The organism is Diaphorobacter nitroreducens, assembly GCF_002214645.1.
GTDB classification, from domain to species: Bacteria; Pseudomonadota; Gammaproteobacteria; order Burkholderiales; family Burkholderiaceae_C; genus Diaphorobacter; species Diaphorobacter nitroreducens.
The window spans coordinates 83594-101509 of record NZ_CP016278.1; the positions used below are offsets into that span (position 1 = coordinate 83594).

Sequence of the window (17916 nt, forward strand, 5' to 3'; positions counted from 1 at the left end):
GCCCGCGTGCGGGGTGCTGATTGCGATGGCGGCCACGGCCGATGAGCGTGGGAGAATTCACCGATGACACGCCCCAAGACCCTGGTGCTGGTGGATGGCTCCAGCTACCTGTACCGCGCATTCCATGCCATGCCCGACCTGCGCGCCGTGCCGGGCGATCCCGCCAGCGCCCCCACGGGGGCCATCCGCGGCATGATCAACATGCTGCAGGCGCTCAAGAAAGAAGTCCCGGCCGACTACGCCGCCTGCGTTTTCGATGCCAGCGGCCCCACTTTTCGCGATGCGCTGTACCCCGAGTACAAGCAGCACCGCGCGCCCATGCCCGATGACCTGCGTGCGCAGATCGAGCCCATCCACGAGGTGGTGCGGCTGCTGGGCTGGCCGGTGCTGTGTATCCCCGGCGTGGAGGCCGACGACGTGATCGGCACGCTGGCTGCTACCGCGGCCGGCCAGGGCATGCAGGTGGTGATTTCCAGCGGCGACAAGGACCTGAGCCAGCTGGTGAACGAACACATCACCATCATCGACACCATGAACGGCAAGAAGCGGGACGTGGCCGGCGTGACCGCCGAGTTCGGCGTGCCCCCGACGCTCATGGTGGACTACCAGGCCCTGGTGGGCGATGCCGTGGACAACGTGCCCGGCGTGCCCAAGGTCGGCCCCAAGACCGCCGCCAAATGGCTCACGGAATACGGTTCGCTGGACGCGCTGGTGGCCAACGCGGGCGCCATCAAGGGCGTGGCCGGCGAGAACCTGCGCGGGGCGCTGGACTGGCTGCCCACCGCGCGCACGCTGGTCACCATCAAGACCGACTGCGACCTGGCGGGCCACCTCGATGGTCTGCCTGCTATCGATGCGATAGCTGTTGGCGCTGAGCAGGCGGACGCGTTGCGCGATTTTTATCAGAAGTACGGCTTCAAGAGCCTGGCACGCGCGCTGCCGTCCGCGGTGGTGCCGGATGCTGGCGCCAGCGGAGACCTCTTCACCACGCCCGACGCCAGCGCCGTCGCCGTGCAGGCGCAGCGGCGCGAGGTGACCTACGACACCATCCTCACGTGGGAGCAGCTCGACGGCTGGCTCGCGCGCCTGAAGGCCGCGCCGCTGGCGGCGCTGGACACCGAGACCACGTCGCTGGACGAGTTGCGCGCCGAGATCGTGGGCGTGTCCTTCAGCGTTGAGCCCGGAGCCGCCGCTTACATCCCGCTGGCGCACAACGGCCCTGACGCGCCGCCGCAGCTGCCGCTGGCCGAGGTGCTGGAGCGCCTGCGCCCCTGGCTGGAAGATCCGGCCTGCCGCAAGCTGGGCCAGCACGTGAAGTACGACCGGCATGTGTTCGCCAACCATGGCATCCAGGTGCGCGGCTATGCGCACGACACCATGCTGCAAAGCTACGTGCTGGAAGTGCACAAGCCCCACGGCCTGACCAGCCTGGCCGAGCGCCACACGGGCCGCACCGGCATCAGCTACGAAGACCTGTGCGGCAAGGGGGCCAAGCAGATCCCATTTGCCCAGGTCCCGGTGGACAAGGCTGCGGCGTACTCGTGCGAGGACTCCGACCAGACGCTGGATGTGCACCGCGTGCTATGGCCCCAGCTGCAGACCGACGACAAGCTGCGCGGCATCTACGAACTGGAGATGGCCTGCAGCGAGACCTTGTTTCGCATCGAGCGCAACGGCGTGCTGATCGACGCGGGCAAGCTGGCCGCCCAGAGCCACGCGCTGGGCCAGCGCATCCTGCAGCTGGAGCAGGAGGCGTACGCCATCGCCGGCCAGCCCTTCAACCTGGGATCGCCCAAGCAATTGGGTGAAATCTTCTTCGACAAGCTGGGCATGCCCGTGGTGAAGAAGACCGCCACCGGCGCGCGCAGCACCGACGAAGAGGTGCTGGAGAAGCTGGCCGAGGACTACCCGCTGCCCGCCAAACTGCTGGAACACCGCAGCCTGTGCAAGCTCAAGGGCACCTACACCGACAAGCTCAGCACGCTGGCGGACCCGCGCACCGGCCGCGTCCACACCCACTACGCGCAGGCCGTGGCCGTCACCGGGCGGCTGTCCAGCAACGAACCCAACCTGCAGAACATCCCCATTCGCACGCCGGAGGGCCGGCGCGTGCGCGAGGCCTTCGTGGCACCCACAGGCCGCGTGATTGCCAGTGCCGACTACAGCCAGATCGAGCTGCGCATCATGGCGCACATCAGCGGCGACGAGGCGCTGCTGCACGCCTTCCGCGAGGGCCTGGACGTGCACCGCGCCACGGCGGCCGAGGTGTTCGGCGTGGCGCTGGACCAGGTGAGCAGCGAGCAGCGCCGCTACGCCAAGGTCATCAACTTTGGCCTGATCTACGGCATGAGCAGTTTCGGCCTGGCCAAGAACCTGGGCATCGAGACCAAGGCCGCCGCCGCCTACATCGACCGCTACTTCCAGCGCTACCCCGGCGTGAAGCAGTACATGGAAGAGACCAAGGCCCAGGCCAAGGCGCGTGGCTACGTGGAGACCGTGTTCGGCCGGCGCCTGTACCTGCCGGAGATCAACTCGCCCAACGGCCCGCGCCGCGGCGCGGCCGAGCGCGCCGCCATCAACGCACCCATGCAGGGCACGGCGGCCGACCTCATCAAGAAGGCCATGGTGGCCGTGCAGGGCGAGCTGGACGCGCGCAAGCCCGAGGTGCTCATGATCATGCAGGTGCACGACGAACTGGTGTTCGAGCTGCCCGAGGGCGAGGTGGACTGGCTGCGCCGTGAGATCCCGCGCCTGATGGCCGGCGTGGCCGCGCTGCAGGTACCACTGCTGGCCGAAGTGGGCGTGGGGCCCGACTGGGACAAGGCGCACTGATAGCGCTTGTAGCCCGTTGGCGCGGTGGCGCGGGCGGGTCGCATGCGCAAAACGGCCATTGCCGCTACATTGGCACGCCATGCCTCCTGGCCAGCGCCGGGGGGCGTCCGTCCCCCAACCCTTGCCACCCCTTGCCAGGAGCCTCCGTCATGCACAGCGATCTCCAGAACGACTTCGATGCACTCGTCCCCGGCCGTAGCACGGCAGCGGGCGCCAGCCGCCGCACCGCGCTGGGCGTCATGCTGGGGGCCGGCTATGCCGCCGCGGCCGCGCCGGTGATGGCGCAGACAGCGGTCTCCACCCCGGCCGACGGGCTCACGGCGGGGGAGGTGCACTTTGCGGTGAACGGCTTTGACGTGCGCGCCTACCGCGCGGCGCCGCAGGGCAAGACGGGGCTGCCCGTGGTGCTGGTGATTTCAGAGATCTTCGGCGTGCACGAGTACATTGCCGACGTTTGCCGCCGCCTGGCGCACGAGGGCTACCTTGCCGTTGCCCCCGACCTGTTCGCGCGCCAGGGCGACCCGCGCGCCTACAGTGAAGTCGCCAAGCTCATGAGCGAACTGGTGTCCAAGGTGCCCGATGCCCAGGTCATGGCCGACCTGGACGGCGCCGTGCAATGGGCCGGAGCCCATGGCGGTGACCTCCAGCGCGTGGGCATCACCGGCTTTTGCTGGGGCGGCCGCATCACCTGGCTCTACGCCGCGCATGGCCCGGTGAAGGCCGGGGTGGCCTGGTATGGCCGTCTGGTGGGGCAGGCCAGTGCCCTGAATCCCAAGCACCCCGTGGACCTGGCGCCCATCCTCAAGGCACCCGTGCTGGGTCTGTATGGCGAAAAAGATGCCGGCATACCTCTTGACACGATTGATAAGATGAAAAGCGCCCTGTCAGAAGGGTCTGCCGCAGCGAAAGCCTCGCGGTTCGTGGTCTACCCGGACGCGCCGCATGCCTTCCATGCCGACTACCGCCCGAGCTTTCGCAAGGAAGCCGCGCAGGACGGCTGGAAGCGCACGCTGGCCTGGTTCAAGCAGCACGGCGTGGCGTGAGCCGCGGCAGCCAGCACGCACACAAGCCCTTCGGGGCTTTTTTTGATGGCGCGGCGAGAGTTTGGTTTTGAATGAATGAAATTGGCACCTAGGCCAATAAGAGAAAGCGCAAGCAGCTATGACATTGATAGCAATCATCCTGGCCACGTTGGCCGCGGGCATTGGCAGTGTGTGGGTGGCGGCGGCGCTGCTGCGCCTGGGCATGGGCACGCGCCAGCGCGTGGGGCCGCAGCACCTGCTGAGCCTGGCGGCGGGCGCGCTGCTGGCCACCGCCTTCATGCATCTGCTGCCCGAGGCGTTCGAGAGCCAGGCCAGTGCGCACGACCTGTTTGCCACGCTGCTGCTGGGGCTGGTGTTCTTCTTCCTGCTGGACAAGGCCGAGCTGTGGCACCACGGCCATGAGCACAGCCCGTCCGAGCGGCACATCCATGGCCAGGGCCACCACGACCACCATCCTGACCACGCGCACGACCACCACCATGGCCCGGGCCAGCACGGGCATGGCGGCTGGGCGCTGCTGACCGGCGACAGCGTGCACTGCTTTGGCGATGGGGTGTTGATCGCCTCGGCCTTCATGGCGGACATGCGGCTGGGCGTGGTGGCCGCGCTGTCGGTGCTGGCGCACGAGGTGCCGCACCACATCGGCGACCTGGTGGTGCTGCGCCACAGCACCCGCCACCGCAACGCGGCGCTGCTCAAGGTCTCGCTGGCGGGCGCGCTGACGGCGCTGGGCGGCCTCGTGGGCTACTACCTGGTGGGGCTGTGGGACGGCGGGCTGCCGTATTTCCTGGCCATCGCCTCCAGCAGCTTCGTGTACGTGGCGCTAGCCGACCTGATCCCGCAACTGCAAAAACGCCTCTCGGCCGCGCAGACGCTGGCGCAGATCGCCTGGCTGGCGGCCGGCATCGCGGTGGTGACCTTTGTGAGCGGGCTGGCGCACGCGCATTGAGCACGGCAGGGTGTTCGCCGGTGTGCGCGCCGCGCCTGCCTGTCCGGGGAGGACCGCGGCGCCAGTCCAAGGGCCGGCGGCCGCGCAGAGGGTGCAGGCGTGTGGGCGCCTGAAACGCCGCAGCCGTATCAACCCGTGGCCAGCGCCTCGCGCACCCCGGCCACCTGGCGGCGCGAGACCGGCAGGGGCTCGGTGAGCCCGTGCAGGCGCACGGCCCAGCCTTCGCCCTCCTCGGCGTCGTAATAGCGCTCCAGCGCCCGCATGGCGCGGCGGGCCACCAGCGTGCTGCGGTGCACGCGCAGAAAGTGGCCCGCGTGGCGCGCCTCCAGGTCGGACAGCGCGCTGTCGATGACGAAGCTGCGCGTGAGGGTGCGCACCGTCACGTATTTCTGCTCGGCGCGCAGGAACAGCACGTCGTCCAGCGGCACGCGCTCGGTGCGCCCGCGCTCCTGGATCAGTAGCACCTCGCAGCTGGGTGCCGGCAGCGGCGAGCGCGTGGGAGCGGCGCTGGGGGCCGCGGCGCGCTGCGCCTTGGCCAGTGCCTGCTGCAGGCGCTGCAGGCGCACGGGCTTGGTCAGGTAGTCCACGGCATCCAGTTCGAAGGCCGACAGCGCATGGTCCGCGTGGGCGGTCACGAACACGATGGCCGGCGGGTGCGGCAGGCGCTGGATGTGGTGCGCCAGTCCCAGGCCGTCCTGGCCCGGCATGTGGATGTCCAGCAGCACCACGTCCACCGCGCGGCCGCCGCTGGCCTCGAGCTGTGCCAGCGCGTCCGCGGCGTGCGCGGCCTCCGTCACGCTGTGGCGGGGGTCGCAGTCGGCCAGCAGCGTGCGCAGGCGGCTGCGGGCCAGGAGTTCGTCGTCCACGATCAGGATGTGCATGGGGCGTCGACTGTAGTGGATGTGGCGTGCCGCGTGGCCCGGGGATTCAGGGCGCGGGCAGCGAGATGCGCACCTGGTACAGGCCGCCCTGTACGCCGGCGCTGAAGTCGCAGTCCACGTCGTGCAGCAGGCGCAGGCGGTCGCGCACATTCGCCTGGGCGATGCCGTGGCCGCGCGGCGCGTCCTCGGCCGTGGGGCGATCGGTGGGCAGGGTGTTGGTGATGATCAGCACCACGCGGCCGCCGCGCCGCTCGGTGGCGATGCGCAGCTTGCCCCCGCGCGCGCTGGGCTCCACGCCGTGCTTGACCGCGTTTTCCACCAGCGGCTGCAGCAAGAGCGGCGGCAGGCGCGCGGCGTTGGCGCGCGCATCCAGCACCCATTGCACGCGCATGCGTTCGCCAAAGCGCACCTGCTCAATGTCCAGGTAGCGGCGTGCCAGCACGATCTCTTCCTCCAGCGTGGCGGACTCGCCCTGTTCCACCAGGGCGTGGCGGAACAGGTCGCTCAGGTCTTCCAGCAGCGCCTCGGCCTTGGCGGGTTCGTCGCGCACCAGGGCAATGGCGCTGTTGAGCGTGTTGAACAGGAAGTGTGGGCGGATGCGCGCCTGCAGCTCGGTCAGGCGCGCGGTGGTGGCGGCGGGCGTGCGGGCGCGGGCGCGCATTTTCAGCGCGGTGACCAGCAGCGCCGCCAGCAGCGCGCCGCTGGCGGCGCTGGCCAGCCACGGCGGCGGGGCGCCCGCGGGGCCGCTGGCCAGGGCCAGCATGGCGCAGGCCAGCAGGCCGGCCAGTGCGCCCAGCAGCACGCCGGCGGCGTACTGCAGCGGCTCCTGCAGGCGCTGCAGCGCCGTCTTGAGGCTGCAGGCCGTGATCAGCCAGGCGAGGGTGGCCGGCAGCGCGCCGCCCGTGAGCAACGCCAGGCGCGCCAGCCATTCCGCCAGGCCGCCCGCGCCGAACAAGGCGCCCACGCCCAGCACCAGTTCCACGAACAGCACGGCGCGCAGCACCACGCCCACCTGGCAGGCGTCGAACACCAGCGCGCGGCCGCGTACCGCACTGCGCGGTGCGGCTTCGGGCAGGGCGGCGGGGCGGGTCGATAAAATTTGCGTCTCTTGCATTGCGGCATCCGGGCGTTCCGGGTGTCGAAACCCCCGGATTATTGCCCCCATGTCCTCTTCTTCCGCCTCGCAACCGTCCCACGACCAGCTCGCCACCAAGGCCCAGGCCTGGTCGGCCTTGTTCTCCGAGCCCATGAGCGATCTGGTCAAGCGCTATACGTCGAGCGTGTTCTTCGACAAGCGCCTGTGGCAGGCCGACATCGCGGGCAGCCTGGCCCATGCCGAGATGCTGGCCGCGCAAGGCATCATCAGCGCGCAGGACCACGCCGACATTCAGAAGGGCATGGCCCAGATCACGCAGGAGATCGCGTCCGGCGCGTTCGAGTGGAAGCTGGACCTGGAGGACGTGCACCTGAACATCGAGGCGCGCCTGACCCAGCTGGTGGGCGACGCCGGCAAGCGCCTGCACACCGGCCGCAGCCGCAACGACCAGGTGGCCACCGACGTGCGCCTGTGGCTGCGCGGCGAGATCGACCTGATCGAGGGCCTGCTGAGCGAGCTGCAGCTGTCGCTGGTCGAGGTGGCCGAGCAGAACGTCGAGGTGATCCTGCCCGGCTTCACCCACCTGCAGGTGGCGCAGCCCGTGAGCTTTGCGCACCACCTGCTGGCTTACGTGGAGATGTTTGCACGCGATGCCGAGCGCATGCGCGACGTGCGCCGCCGGGTGAACGTGCTGCCGCTGGGCTCCGCCGCGCTGGCCGGCACTACCTACCCGCTGGACCGCGAGCGCGTGGCCAAGACGCTGGGCATGGAGGGCGTGTGCCAGAACAGCCTGGACGGCGTGAGCGACCGCGACTTCGCCATCGAGTTCACGGCCGCCGCCAGCCTGTGCATGGTGCACGTGAGCCGCCTGTCCGAAGAACTCATCATCTGGATGAGCCAGAACTTCGGCTTCATCAAGATCGCCGACCGCTTCACCACCGGCTCGTCGATCATGCCGCAAAAGAAGAACCCCGACGTGCCGGAGCTGGCGCGCGGCAAGACCGGCCGCGTGGTGGGCCACCTGATGGGCCTGATCACGCTGATGAAGGGCCAGCCCCTGGCCTACAACAAGGACAACCAGGAAGACAAGGAGCCGCTGTTCGACACAGTGGACACGCTGAAGGACACGCTGCGCATCTTCGCCGAGATGATCGGCGGCCAGATGAACCCCGCAACCGGGTGCAAGGACGGCGGCATCACCGTGAACGCCGAGGCCATGCGCGCCGCGGCGCTCAAGGGCTACGCCACGGCGACCGACCTGGCCGACTACCTCGTCAAGAAGGGCCTGCCGTTCCGCGACGCGCACGAGACCGTGGCCCACGCGGTGAAGGCCGCGGTGTCGCACAGCGTGGACCTGTCGGAGTTGCCGCTGGCCGTGCTGCAGGGCTTTCACCCGGCGATCGAGAAGGACGTGTTCGATGCCCTGAGCCTGCAGGGCTCGCTGAACGCGCGCAACACCCTGGGCGGCACCGCGCCCGCGCAGGTGCGCACGCAGCTGGCGCGCCACCGTGCGCGGCTGTCCGCCTGATTGCCCGTCAAAATAGGAGCTGTCAGCGCTTGATGTAAGCGGTTTTCAGTATGTTTTGATGCTGAAAAGCTTTGCTGGCAAGCGCGAACAGCTCCTGAATTTGTATCGCCCTGCCGCCCCAGGAGAGCCACCATGAACCTGCACCGCCGCCACCTGCTGGCCCGCGCCCTTGCCGCCAGCGTGCTGCCGGCGTTGCCCGCCTGGGCCGACGGCACCAAGCCGGTGCGCATCCTGGTGGGCTTTCCGCCCGGAGGCGGCTCGGATGCCATCGCCCGCCTGCTGGCCGACAAGCTCAAGGACGTGCTGGGCGTCCCCGTGGTGGTGGACAACCGACCCGGCGCGGGCGGGCAGATCGCGGCGCAGGTGCTCAAGGCCGCGCCGGCCGACGGGACCACGCTGTTCCTCACGCACGACCACACCCTCTCCATCCTGCCGCTGGTGGTGAAGAACCCCGGCTTCGACCCGGTGAGCGACTTCGTGCCCGTGGCGGGCTTTGCCACCTTCGTGAACGCGTTCGCCGTTTCGGGCGGCACGCCCGCGCGTTCGTTCAACGAATATGTGCAGTGGCTCCAGGCCGCGCGGGGCGGCCAGGGCGCGGTGGGCGTGCCGGCGCCGGCATCCACGCCGGAGTTTCTGGTCAAGCTGCTGGGCCGCAAGTACCGGCTGGACCTGGTGGCCGCGCCCTACCGCGGCAGCGCGCCCATGATCGGCGACATGCTGGGCAACCAGATCGCGGCGGGCGTGGGATCGGTGCAGGACTTCATCGAGCACCACCGCGCTGGCAAGCTGCGCGTGGTGGGCGTGCTGGGCACGCAGCGCCAGGCCGCGCTGCCCGATGTGCCCACGTTCGACGAACTGGGCCTCAAGGGCTTCGAGGACCTGCCGTACTACGGCATCTACGCGCCGGCCGGCACGCCCGACGCTTTCATCGCGCAGTTCTCCGCCGCACTGGCGCAGGTGCTGGCGCAGCCCGCGGTGCATGAGCAACTCACCACCCTGGGCCTCACCGTGGGCCACATGGCGCCCGGACAACTGGCCGCGCGCCAGAAGGCCTACACCGCAGCCTGGGCGCGCATCATCCGCAACAGCGGCTTCACGGCGCAGTAGGCGTGCAGTAACCGCGCGGTAGGGGCGCGGTAGGGGCGCACCCCGGCCGCTGCCCCGCGGGCCAGCGCAGGCCCGCGTTCACGCCAGCGTGCGCACCTGCGGCTCGCGCGCCCACTGGCGCGTCTGCGCGGCGGCGATGAAGCCCTGTGCGTCGGCCGGGTCCACCACGCCCGCGTCGGGTTCGATGCCGCCGGCCTGCAGGATGGCCTGCGTGCCCTTGCAGGCAGCGATGGCCTTGAGGTGGCCGAAGGCGTCTCGGAACCAATCCACCGCCACGGCCTCGCGCGCCAGCTGCGCGCCCATCTCCGGCGACAGCACCGAGGCCACCGCGTCGAACACCGCCGAGGGCGTGCCTGCCAGCTGCCCGTCGGCAGGCAACTGCGTGCCGTCCTTGAGCAGCGCGCCACCCACCTTGGGCGCGACGATCTTCACCTGCGCGCCCGCCTTCTCCAGCGCCTTGCGCAGGTTGGCCACGGTGGTGCCGTTGGAGCCGTCGGCCACCAGAATGCCCACGCAGCGGCCCTGCAGCGTGGGCTTCATGCGGTCGATGATGCGCAGGGCGGGCGAGGGCGGCAGGTCCTGCACCGGCACGGCCAGCGGGGGGGCGGGCGGCAGCTGCGGCAGCGCCAGGCCATCGGCCACGCGCTGGGCCAGCTGCGGGTCGATGTGCAGCAGATGGCCCACCACGCCTTCGCGCACGTGCAGCGTCTGTACCTTGGACAGCTCGAACACCAGCGCCGACGCCAGGTGCGCCTGCTCCAGCGGGCTCTGGCTGCGGTAGAACATGCGCGCCTGGCTGTAGTGGTCGGCAAAGCTCTCGGGGCGGATGCGCCCCTTGCCGCTGCCTTCGTCGGTCTGCGCCACGTGCCGAAAACCCGCCGCCTGCGATGCGCGGGGCGAGTCGGCCTGCAGGCTGCTGGGCTCGTAGTTCACGCGGCCCTGCGGCACGAGCATCTGCATGTGGCCGTCGCGCTGGTTGTGGGCGAAGGGGCACTTGGGCGCGTTGATGGGGATCTGCACGAAGTTGGGGCCGCCCAGGCGCAGCAGTTGCGTGTCCAGGTAGCTGAACAGGCGCCCCTGCAGCAGCGGGTCGTTGCTGAAGTCGATGCCCGGCGGCAGGTTGGCCGGGCAGAAGGCGACCTGCTCGGTCTCGGCGAAGAAGTTGTCGGGCCAGCGGTTAAGCACCATGCGCCCGATGGGCCGCAGCGGCACCAGCTCTTCGGGGATGAGCTTGGTCGGGTCCAGGTGGTCGAAGGGGAACGTGCCGGCCTCTTCCTCGGTGAACAGCTGCACGGACAGCTCCCACTCGGGGTAGTCGCCCGCCTCGATGGCCTCGAACAGGTCGCGGCGGTGGAAGTCGTTGTCCGCCGCCTGCAGCTTCATCGCCTCGTCCCACACGGTGGACTGGATGCCCAGCTTGGGCCGCCAGTGGAACTTGACGAAGGTGCTCTCACCCGCGGCATTCACCAGCCGGAAGCTGTGCACGCCAAAGCCCTCGATCATGCGCAGGCTGCGCGGAATGGTGCGGTCGCTCATGATCCACATCACCATGTGCATGGATTCGGGCATGAGCGAGATGAAGTCCCAGAACGTGTCGTGCGCGCTGGCGGCCTGCGGGAAGGCGCGGTCGGGCTCCATCTTCACGGCGTGCACGAGGTCGGGGAACTTCATCGCGTCCTGGATGAAGAACACCGGGATGTTGTTGCCCACCAGGTCCCAGTTGCCCTCGGGCGTGTAGAACTTCACGGCAAAGCCCCGCACGTCGCGCGGTGTGTCCACCGATCCGGCGCCACCGGCCACCGTGGAAAAGCGCGTGAACACGGGCGTGCGCGCGCCGACTTCGGTCAGTACCCGTGCCGTGGTGTAGTCCGCGAGGGAGTGGGTGAGCTCGAAGAAACCGTGCGCCGCGGAGCCGCGCGCGTGCACCACGCGCTCGGGAATGCGCTCGTGGTCGAAGTGGGTGATCTTCTCGCGCAGGATGAAGTCTTCCAGCAGCGCCGGCCCGTGCGGCGAGGGGCGCAGGGTGTTCTGGTTGTCGGGCACGGCAATGCCCTGCTGGGTGGTCAGCACCGGGTGCTGGCCGGCGGCCTGCTGCTGCAGTTCTCCGGCATGGCCGCGGTAGCTGTCCGCATGGGCCGCGGCCTGGCGGGCGGGTAGGGGTTGCTTGGTGGCGGGGGTTCGTGGCATGGACGCTCCTTGGGCGAAATGGCGGTGGGTGTTGCACGGTGCCGCGCTGCGGCGAGCCGCCATGTTTCGCGCGGTTTTACGGTGCCTGGGTAGGACTTGCGCCCCTTTGCGCGTCGTCATGCGCCACCGCTCGGGACGGGGCTGCCCAGCCTGTAAGCGCATGCAACAACCGCGTGGCGCATGGAGCGCTTTGATACGCTCGGCCAAAGCACTGCAGGGGGGATCTCTTGAATACATGGATACGGTGGGTTGCCGCGGGTGGCGCACTGCTGGCGGGCGGCGCGCAGGCGCTGCAGGTGAGCAGCTTTTCGCCCCAGGGCGAGGTGGCGCAGGTGCGCCAGGTGGTGGCGCGGTTTGACGCGGCCGCCGTGCGCTTTGGCGATCCACAGGCGCCGGCTCCCTTCACGGTGCAGTGCAGCGACGCCGATGCGGCCAAGGGCACGGGCCGCTGGACGGGCGAGCGCGAATGGGTGTTCGACTTCGCGCGCGACCTGCCGCCGGGCGTGCGCTGCACGGCCACCGCCAGGTCGGGGTTCAAATCGGCCTCTGGCGCAGAGCTGTCGGGCGGAAAAAGCTATCAATTCAATAGTGGCGGCCCGTTTGTCCAGCGCATCCTGCCCGGCACCTACCAGTCCATCGACGAGGAGCAGGTGTTCGTGCTGCAGCTGAACGGCGCGGCCACGCAGGACAGCCTGCGCAGCCATGCCTGGTGCGCGCTGGACGGCGTGGGCGAGCGCGTGCCTGTGCGCCTGGTCGAAGGTGCGCAGCGCGGGGACATCCTCAAGGCCCTCGGGCTGGACAAGCGCGCCGCCCAGGCGCCGCTGCAATACGCCACGCTGGCATGCAACCGCCGCCTGACCTCGGGCACGCGCATGCAGCTTGTCTTCGGCAAGGGCGTGGCCACGCCCAGCGGCGTGGCGAACACGGTGGAAAAGCGCTTTGCCTTCCAGGTGCGCGAGCCCTTTGCCGTGGAGTTCCAGTGCGAGCGCGAGAACGCCCAGGCCGCGTGCCTGCCGATCCGCCCCATGGTGCTGTCGTTCAACGCACCCGTGTCGCGCAAGGTGGCGGCGGGCATACGGCTGAAGTCCAGCTACGAAACGCTGCTGCCGCGTTTTGAGGGCGAAGGGGAGGGCACGGCCGCGCAGCCAGGCGACACGCTGGTGAACGCCGTGCGCTTCGGCGTGCCGCTGGCCGAGAGCACGTCCTTCACGGTGGAGCTGCCGGCGGACTTTCGCGATGCCGCGGGACGCGCGCCGCGCAATGCGGCGAGCTTCCCGCTCAAGGTGGCCACGGGCGGCATGCCGCCGCTGGCCAAGTTTGCGGCGGCGCCTTTTGGCATCGTCGAGCGCTTTGCCGAAGGCCCGGCCGAGGACCACCCGCCCGCGCTGCTGCCCGTGACGCTGCGCAAGGTGGAACCCGCGCTGCGCGTGCAGGGCCTGCAACCTGCGTCCACCCCCGAGGCGCCGGCAGGTCGGGTGCGCACGCTGCAGCCCGGCGGCGATGCGGAGATCATCGCCTGGATGCGCAAGGTGCGCCGTTACCACGGCGCGCTGGTGGAGCGTGGGCAGGCCCGCCGGGACGGCGTGAGCACACTGCCCCAGCCGCTGCAGGGGCAGGAGAACAAGGAGTACGTGCAGACCCGCATGCTGTCGCTGCTGGCCGGCCAGAGCGGCGCCAAGGCGCTGGAGCTGCCCCGCGCCGCGGCAGCGGACCCGCGGCCGTTCGAGGTCGTGGGCATACCGCTGGCGCCGGGTTTCCATGTGGTGGAGGTGGCGTCGCAGGCGCTGGGCGGCGCGCTGCTGGACGAGCGCCACGGCGCCGGCCGCACCATGTATGTGCGCACGGCGGCGCTGGTGACCAACCTGGGTGTGCATTTCAAGCTGGGCCGCGAGAACGCGCTGGCCTGGGTGACCACGCTGGACAAAGGGCAGCCCGTGCCGGGCGCGAGCGTGCGCGTGTCCGATTGCCGGGGCCGCCTGCTGGCCCAGGCGCAGACCGATGCGCAGGGTATTGCGCGCTTTGACGGACTGTCGCCCGAGCCGCCGCGCTGCGGCGACGCAGACGGCTACGACGACTACGGCGATGGCTCGCAGACCTACTTCGTGAGCGCGCGCCACCGCGGCGCGGACGGCGTGGAGGATCTGGCCTTTGCCTGGAGCGACTGGCAGCGCGGCATCGAGCCCTGGCGTTTCAACCTGCCCACCAGCAGCGACCCGCGCCCGGATACCGTGGCCCACACCATCTTCGACCGCACGCTGCTGCGCGCGGGCGAGACGGTGTCCATGAAGCACGTGCTGCGCCTGCAGAACCGCCAGGGCTTTGCGCTGCCGCAGGAGCGGCCGTCGGAACTGGCGATCACCCACGTCGGCAGCGGCCAGCAGTTCACCCAGCCGCTGCAGTGGCGCAAGACGGGCACGGGTGGCCTGTCGGCCACCAGCGAGTTCGCGGTGCCGCCGGCGGCCAAGCTGGGCCTGTACCAGGTGGAGCTGCGCGGCGCTGACGTCAATGGGGGCGAGCGCTCGTTCGAGTCCGGGAGCTTCCGCGTGGAGGAGTTCCGCCTGCCGGTGCTGGAAGGGCGTATCGCGCCCGCGGACAGCAAGCCGCTGGTGCGCGTGCGCTCGGTGCCGGCCGACGTGCGGGTGGGCTACGTGTCTGGCGGCCCTGCCGGCCAGTTGCCGGTGCGGGTGTCGGCCATGGTGCGCGGCAAGTTCCTGCAGTTCGGCGACTTCGACGCCTTCAGCTTCCAGCCGCCCCGCAAGCGCGGCGCGCAGGCGGGCGATGACGACGAGGAGCCCGCGGCGCGGCAGGACACGCGCATGGTGGCCGACAAGCTGGCGCTCACGCTGGACAAGAGCGGCGCGGGCCGCGTGACCATCGAAGAACTGCCCCCGGCCCGCCAGGCGCAGGACCTGGTGCTGGAGGCCACCTATGCTGACCCCAATGGCGAGGTGCAGACGGTCCGCAGCACGCACACGCTGTGGCCGGCCGCCGTGGTGGCGGGCGTGAAGACCGAGGGCTGGGCATCGGCTGCGAGCCGCGTGCGCTTCCAGGCGCTGGCGCTGTCGCTGCAGGGCCAGCCCCAGGCCGGTGTGCCCCTGGCCGTGCAGGCCATCGCGCATGTCACCACCACCAGCCGCAAGCGCATGGTGGGAGGCTTTTACAGCTACGACAACAAGACCGAGACCAAGGACCTGGGCACCGTGTGCACCGGCAAAAGCGACAGCCGCGGCCTGCTGCTGTGCGACGCCAAGCTGGACGAGCCCGGCGAGGTGGAGCTGGTGGTCACCGCGCGCGACAAGGACGGCAACGAGGCCCAGGCCGCGTCCTCCGTCTGGGTCACGCGGCGCGGCGAGCTGTGGTTTGGCGGCGAGGACCATGACCGCATCGACGTGCTGCCCGAGAAAAAGAGCTACCAGCCCGGCGAGACCGCGCGGCTGCAGGTGCGCATGCCGTTTCGCCATGCCACGGCGCTGGTCAGCGTGGAACGCGAGGGCATCATCGACACGCGCGTGGTGCAGCTCAATGGCCAGGACCCCACGGTGCAGGTACAGATCGGGCAGGACTGGAGCCCCAACGTCTACGTGAGCGTGCTGGCGCTGCGCGGGCGTCTGCGCGAGGTGCCCTGGTACAGCTTCTTCACCTGGGGCTTCAAGGCGCCGCGCGAATGGTGGAACGCCTTCTGGTACGAGGGCCGCGAGTACGTCGCCCCCACGGCCATGGTGGACCTGTCCAAGCCCGCCTACCGGCTGGGCGTGGCCGAGCTGCGTGTGGGCCATGCCGCGCACCAGATCGCGGTGCAGGTCAAGGCCGATAAGGACAGCTACCCGGTGCGCGGCAAGGCGCAGGTCACCATCACCGCCACGCTGCCGGACGGCAAGCCCGCTGCCGGCGCCGAGGTGGCGCTGGCCGCCGTGGACCAGGCGCTGCTGGAACTGATGCCCAACACCAGCTGGAACCTGCTGGAGGCCATGCTGCAGCGCCGGGCGTGGGGCGTGGAGACTTCCACCGCGCAGATGGAGATCATCGGCCGGCGCCACTACGGCAAGAAGGCCGTGCCCGCGGGCGGCGGCGGCGGCCACACGGCCACGCGCGAGCTGCTGGACACGCTGCTGCTGTGGCGGCCCGCCATTCAACTGGACGCGAACGGCCGGGCGCAGGTGACCGTGCCGCTTAACGACGCGCTCACCACCTTCAGGGTGGTGGCGGTGGCGGATGCGGGAACGGGCCTGTTCGGCACCGGCGCCACGAGCATCCGCGCCACGCAGGACCTGCAGATCATCAGCGGCCTGCCACCGCTGGTGCGCGAGGAGGACCAGTTCCGCGCGCAGCTCACGCTGCGCAATACCACCAAGGCGGCGATGAAGGTCGAGGTCACGCCGCGCGCCACGCTGCTGCAGCTGAACCAGCAGACCGTGGAGATCCCCGCGGGCGAGTCGCGCGAGGTGGCGTGGTCCGTCACCGCGCCCGCACAACTGGCCCATACGCGCGCCCAGGCGCTGCTGTGGGAGATCGAGGCGCGCGATACGGTGAGCGGCGCGCGCGATGCGCTCAAGGTGACCCAGCGGCTGGTGCCGGCCGTGCCGCTGGCCGTGCAGCAGGCCACGCTGGTGCAGCTGGACGGCAGCTTCCAGACGGAGGCGGTGCCGCCCGCCGGTGCGCTGCAGGGGCGCGGCGGCCTCAAGCTGGCGCTGCAGCCCCGGCTGGCCGAGGGCCTGCCCGGCGTGCGCGACTGGTGGGCCAACTACCCGTTCGCCTGCCTGGAGCAAAAGGCCAGCAAGGCCATCGGCCTGCGCGATGCCGCGCTGTGGCGCAGCGTGGCCGCGCAGATGCCCACCTACCTGGACGGCGACGGCCTGGCCTACTACTTCCCGCCGAGCGAAGGCAGCGCCAACCGGGGCAGCGACACGCTCACCGCCTATCTGCTGGCCGCCACGCACGAAGCGGCCGCGCTGTACCCTGAGTTCACGCTGCCTGTTGAAGTGCGCGAGGCCATGGAGCGCGGGCTGACGGCCTTTGTGGAAGGGCGCATCCAGCGCGACTTCTGGAGCCCGCGCAAGGATCTGGACCTGCGCAAGCTGGCGGCCATCGAGGCGCTGTCGCGCACGGGCCATGCCCCGGCGCGGCTGCTGGAGAGCATCACCATCGCGCCCAACCAGTGGCCCACGCATGCGGTGATCGACTGGATCAACGTGCTTAAGCGGGTGCAGGGCGTGCCGCAGCGCGAGCAGCGCCTGGCCGAGGCGATGCAGATTCTCAAGGGCCGCCTGTCCTACCAGGGCACCAAGCTGCTGTTCAGCACCGAGCAGCAGGACTACTGGTGGTGGCTGATGCAGAACGGCGACGTGAACACCGCGCGCCTGATGCTGGCCGTGCTGGACGACCCCGCGTGGAAGGACGACATGGGGCGCCTGGCCAGCGGCTTCATCGCGCGCCAGCAGGGCGGCGCATGGCACACCACCACGGCCAACCTGTGGGGCGGGCTGGCGCTGGAGAAGTTCAGCGCCCGCTTCGAGTCCACGCCGGTGGCCGGCACCACCCGCGCTACGCTGGGCGGCCACAGCGCCAGCGTGGACTGGGCCAAGGTGGAGCCGGCGAAGGCCAGCGACGCCGCGGGTGCAGCGCACCAGACCCGCTGGTTCGGCGCGCCCGCGGCGCCCGGCATGCTCAAGAACAACGGCATGTTCCTGCCGTGGGGCACGGGCGCTGGCGCGGCGCAGCCGCTCGTGGTCACGCATCAGGGGCCGGGCAAGCCGTGGCTCACGCTGCAGTCGGTGGCGGCCGTGCCGCGCCAGCAGCCGTTCAGCGCGGGCTACACCCTCAAGCGCACGGTCACGCCGGTTGAGCAGGCCGACAAGGCACTGCCCGCGGGCAGCTACTCGCGCGGGGACGTGCTGCGCGTGACGCTGGAGGTGACCGGTACGGCCGACATGACCTGGGTGGCGATCACCGACCCCATCCCCGCAGGGGCGACCATCCTGGGCAGCGGCCTGGGGCGCGACTCCGAGATCGCCACGCAGGGCGAAAAGCGCGAGGGCCGGGGCTGGCCCGCGTTCGAGGAACGCGGCTTCGAGTCCTTCCGCAGCTACTACGAGTACCTGCCCAAGGGCACGGTGACGATGCAGTACACCGTGCGCCTGAACAATGCGGGCGACTTTGCGCTGCCGCCCAGCCGCGTCGAGGCACTGTATGCGCCCGAGATGTTCGGCGAGGCACCGAATGCACGGGTGAAAGTGGTGCAGCGCCCGTGACTATTCAATGCATAGCTGCTGGCGCTTGATGGACGGGCGTTAGCG

Annotated in this window: 9 protein-coding genes; 6 read left to right on the forward strand and 3 right to left on the reverse strand. The window is 70.2% G+C overall.

Features of this window, described 5'->3' with window-relative positions; genetic code table 11:
- Positions 1 to 63: 63 nt before the first annotated feature.
- From polA to BA022_RS00410, 3 genes are all read left to right on the forward strand, one after another.
- Positions 64 to 2832, forward strand: a complete 2769-nt coding sequence (gene polA / locus BA022_RS00400) for a DNA polymerase I (protein WP_088886205.1) — start codon at positions 64 to 66, stop codon at positions 2830 to 2832.
- Positions 2833 to 2981: 149 nt separating this feature from the next.
- Positions 2982 to 3875: a dienelactone hydrolase family protein gene (locus tag BA022_RS00405; RefSeq protein WP_011806435.1), complete on the forward strand. Its 894-nt coding sequence runs from the start codon at positions 2982 to 2984 to the stop codon at positions 3873 to 3875.
- A gap of 118 nt (positions 3876 to 3993) precedes the next feature.
- Positions 3994 to 4824 (forward strand): ZIP family metal transporter, encoded by an 831-nt coding sequence (locus tag BA022_RS00410; protein ID WP_088886206.1) that lies wholly within the window; start codon positions 3994 to 3996, stop codon positions 4822 to 4824.
- Between the two features lie 128 nt (positions 4825 to 4952).
- Here the strand turns inward: BA022_RS00410 and BA022_RS00415 are convergent, their stop codons facing one another.
- On the reverse strand, positions 4953 to 5705 hold the full coding sequence (locus tag BA022_RS00415) for a LytR/AlgR family response regulator transcription factor (RefSeq protein ID WP_015914004.1): 753 nt from the start codon (positions 5703 to 5705) through the stop codon (positions 4953 to 4955).
- A 46-nt stretch (positions 5706 to 5751) separates the two neighbouring features.
- The gene (locus BA022_RS00420) at positions 5752 to 6819 is read right to left on the reverse strand and encodes a sensor histidine kinase (protein WP_088886207.1); all 1068 of its coding nucleotides are present in this window, start codon (positions 6817 to 6819) and stop codon (positions 5752 to 5754) included.
- A 49-nt stretch (positions 6820 to 6868) separates the two neighbouring features.
- Here BA022_RS00420 and argH point away from each other — a divergent pair, with 49 nt between their 5' ends.
- Positions 6869 to 8329, forward strand: a complete 1461-nt coding sequence (gene argH / locus BA022_RS00425; RefSeq protein WP_011806431.1) for an argininosuccinate lyase — start codon at positions 6869 to 6871, stop codon at positions 8327 to 8329.
- 132 nt (positions 8330 to 8461) lie between these two features.
- Positions 8462 to 9436, forward strand: coding sequence for a Bug family tripartite tricarboxylate transporter substrate binding protein (locus BA022_RS00430; RefSeq protein ID WP_088886208.1), 975 nt, complete (start codon positions 8462 to 8464; stop codon positions 9434 to 9436).
- Positions 9437 to 9514: 78 nt separating this feature from the next.
- Here the strand turns inward: BA022_RS00430 and BA022_RS00435 are convergent, their stop codons facing one another.
- On the reverse strand, positions 9515 to 11623 hold the full coding sequence (locus tag BA022_RS00435) for a catalase (RefSeq protein ID WP_088886209.1): 2109 nt from the start codon (positions 11621 to 11623) through the stop codon (positions 9515 to 9517).
- Between the two features lie 227 nt (positions 11624 to 11850).
- Here BA022_RS00435 and BA022_RS00440 point away from each other — a divergent pair, with 227 nt between their 5' ends.
- Positions 11851 to 17871 (forward strand): alpha-2-macroglobulin family protein, encoded by a 6021-nt coding sequence (locus tag BA022_RS00440; protein WP_187305995.1) that lies wholly within the window; start codon positions 11851 to 11853, stop codon positions 17869 to 17871.
- The last annotated feature ends 45 nt before the right edge of the window (positions 17872 to 17916 follow it).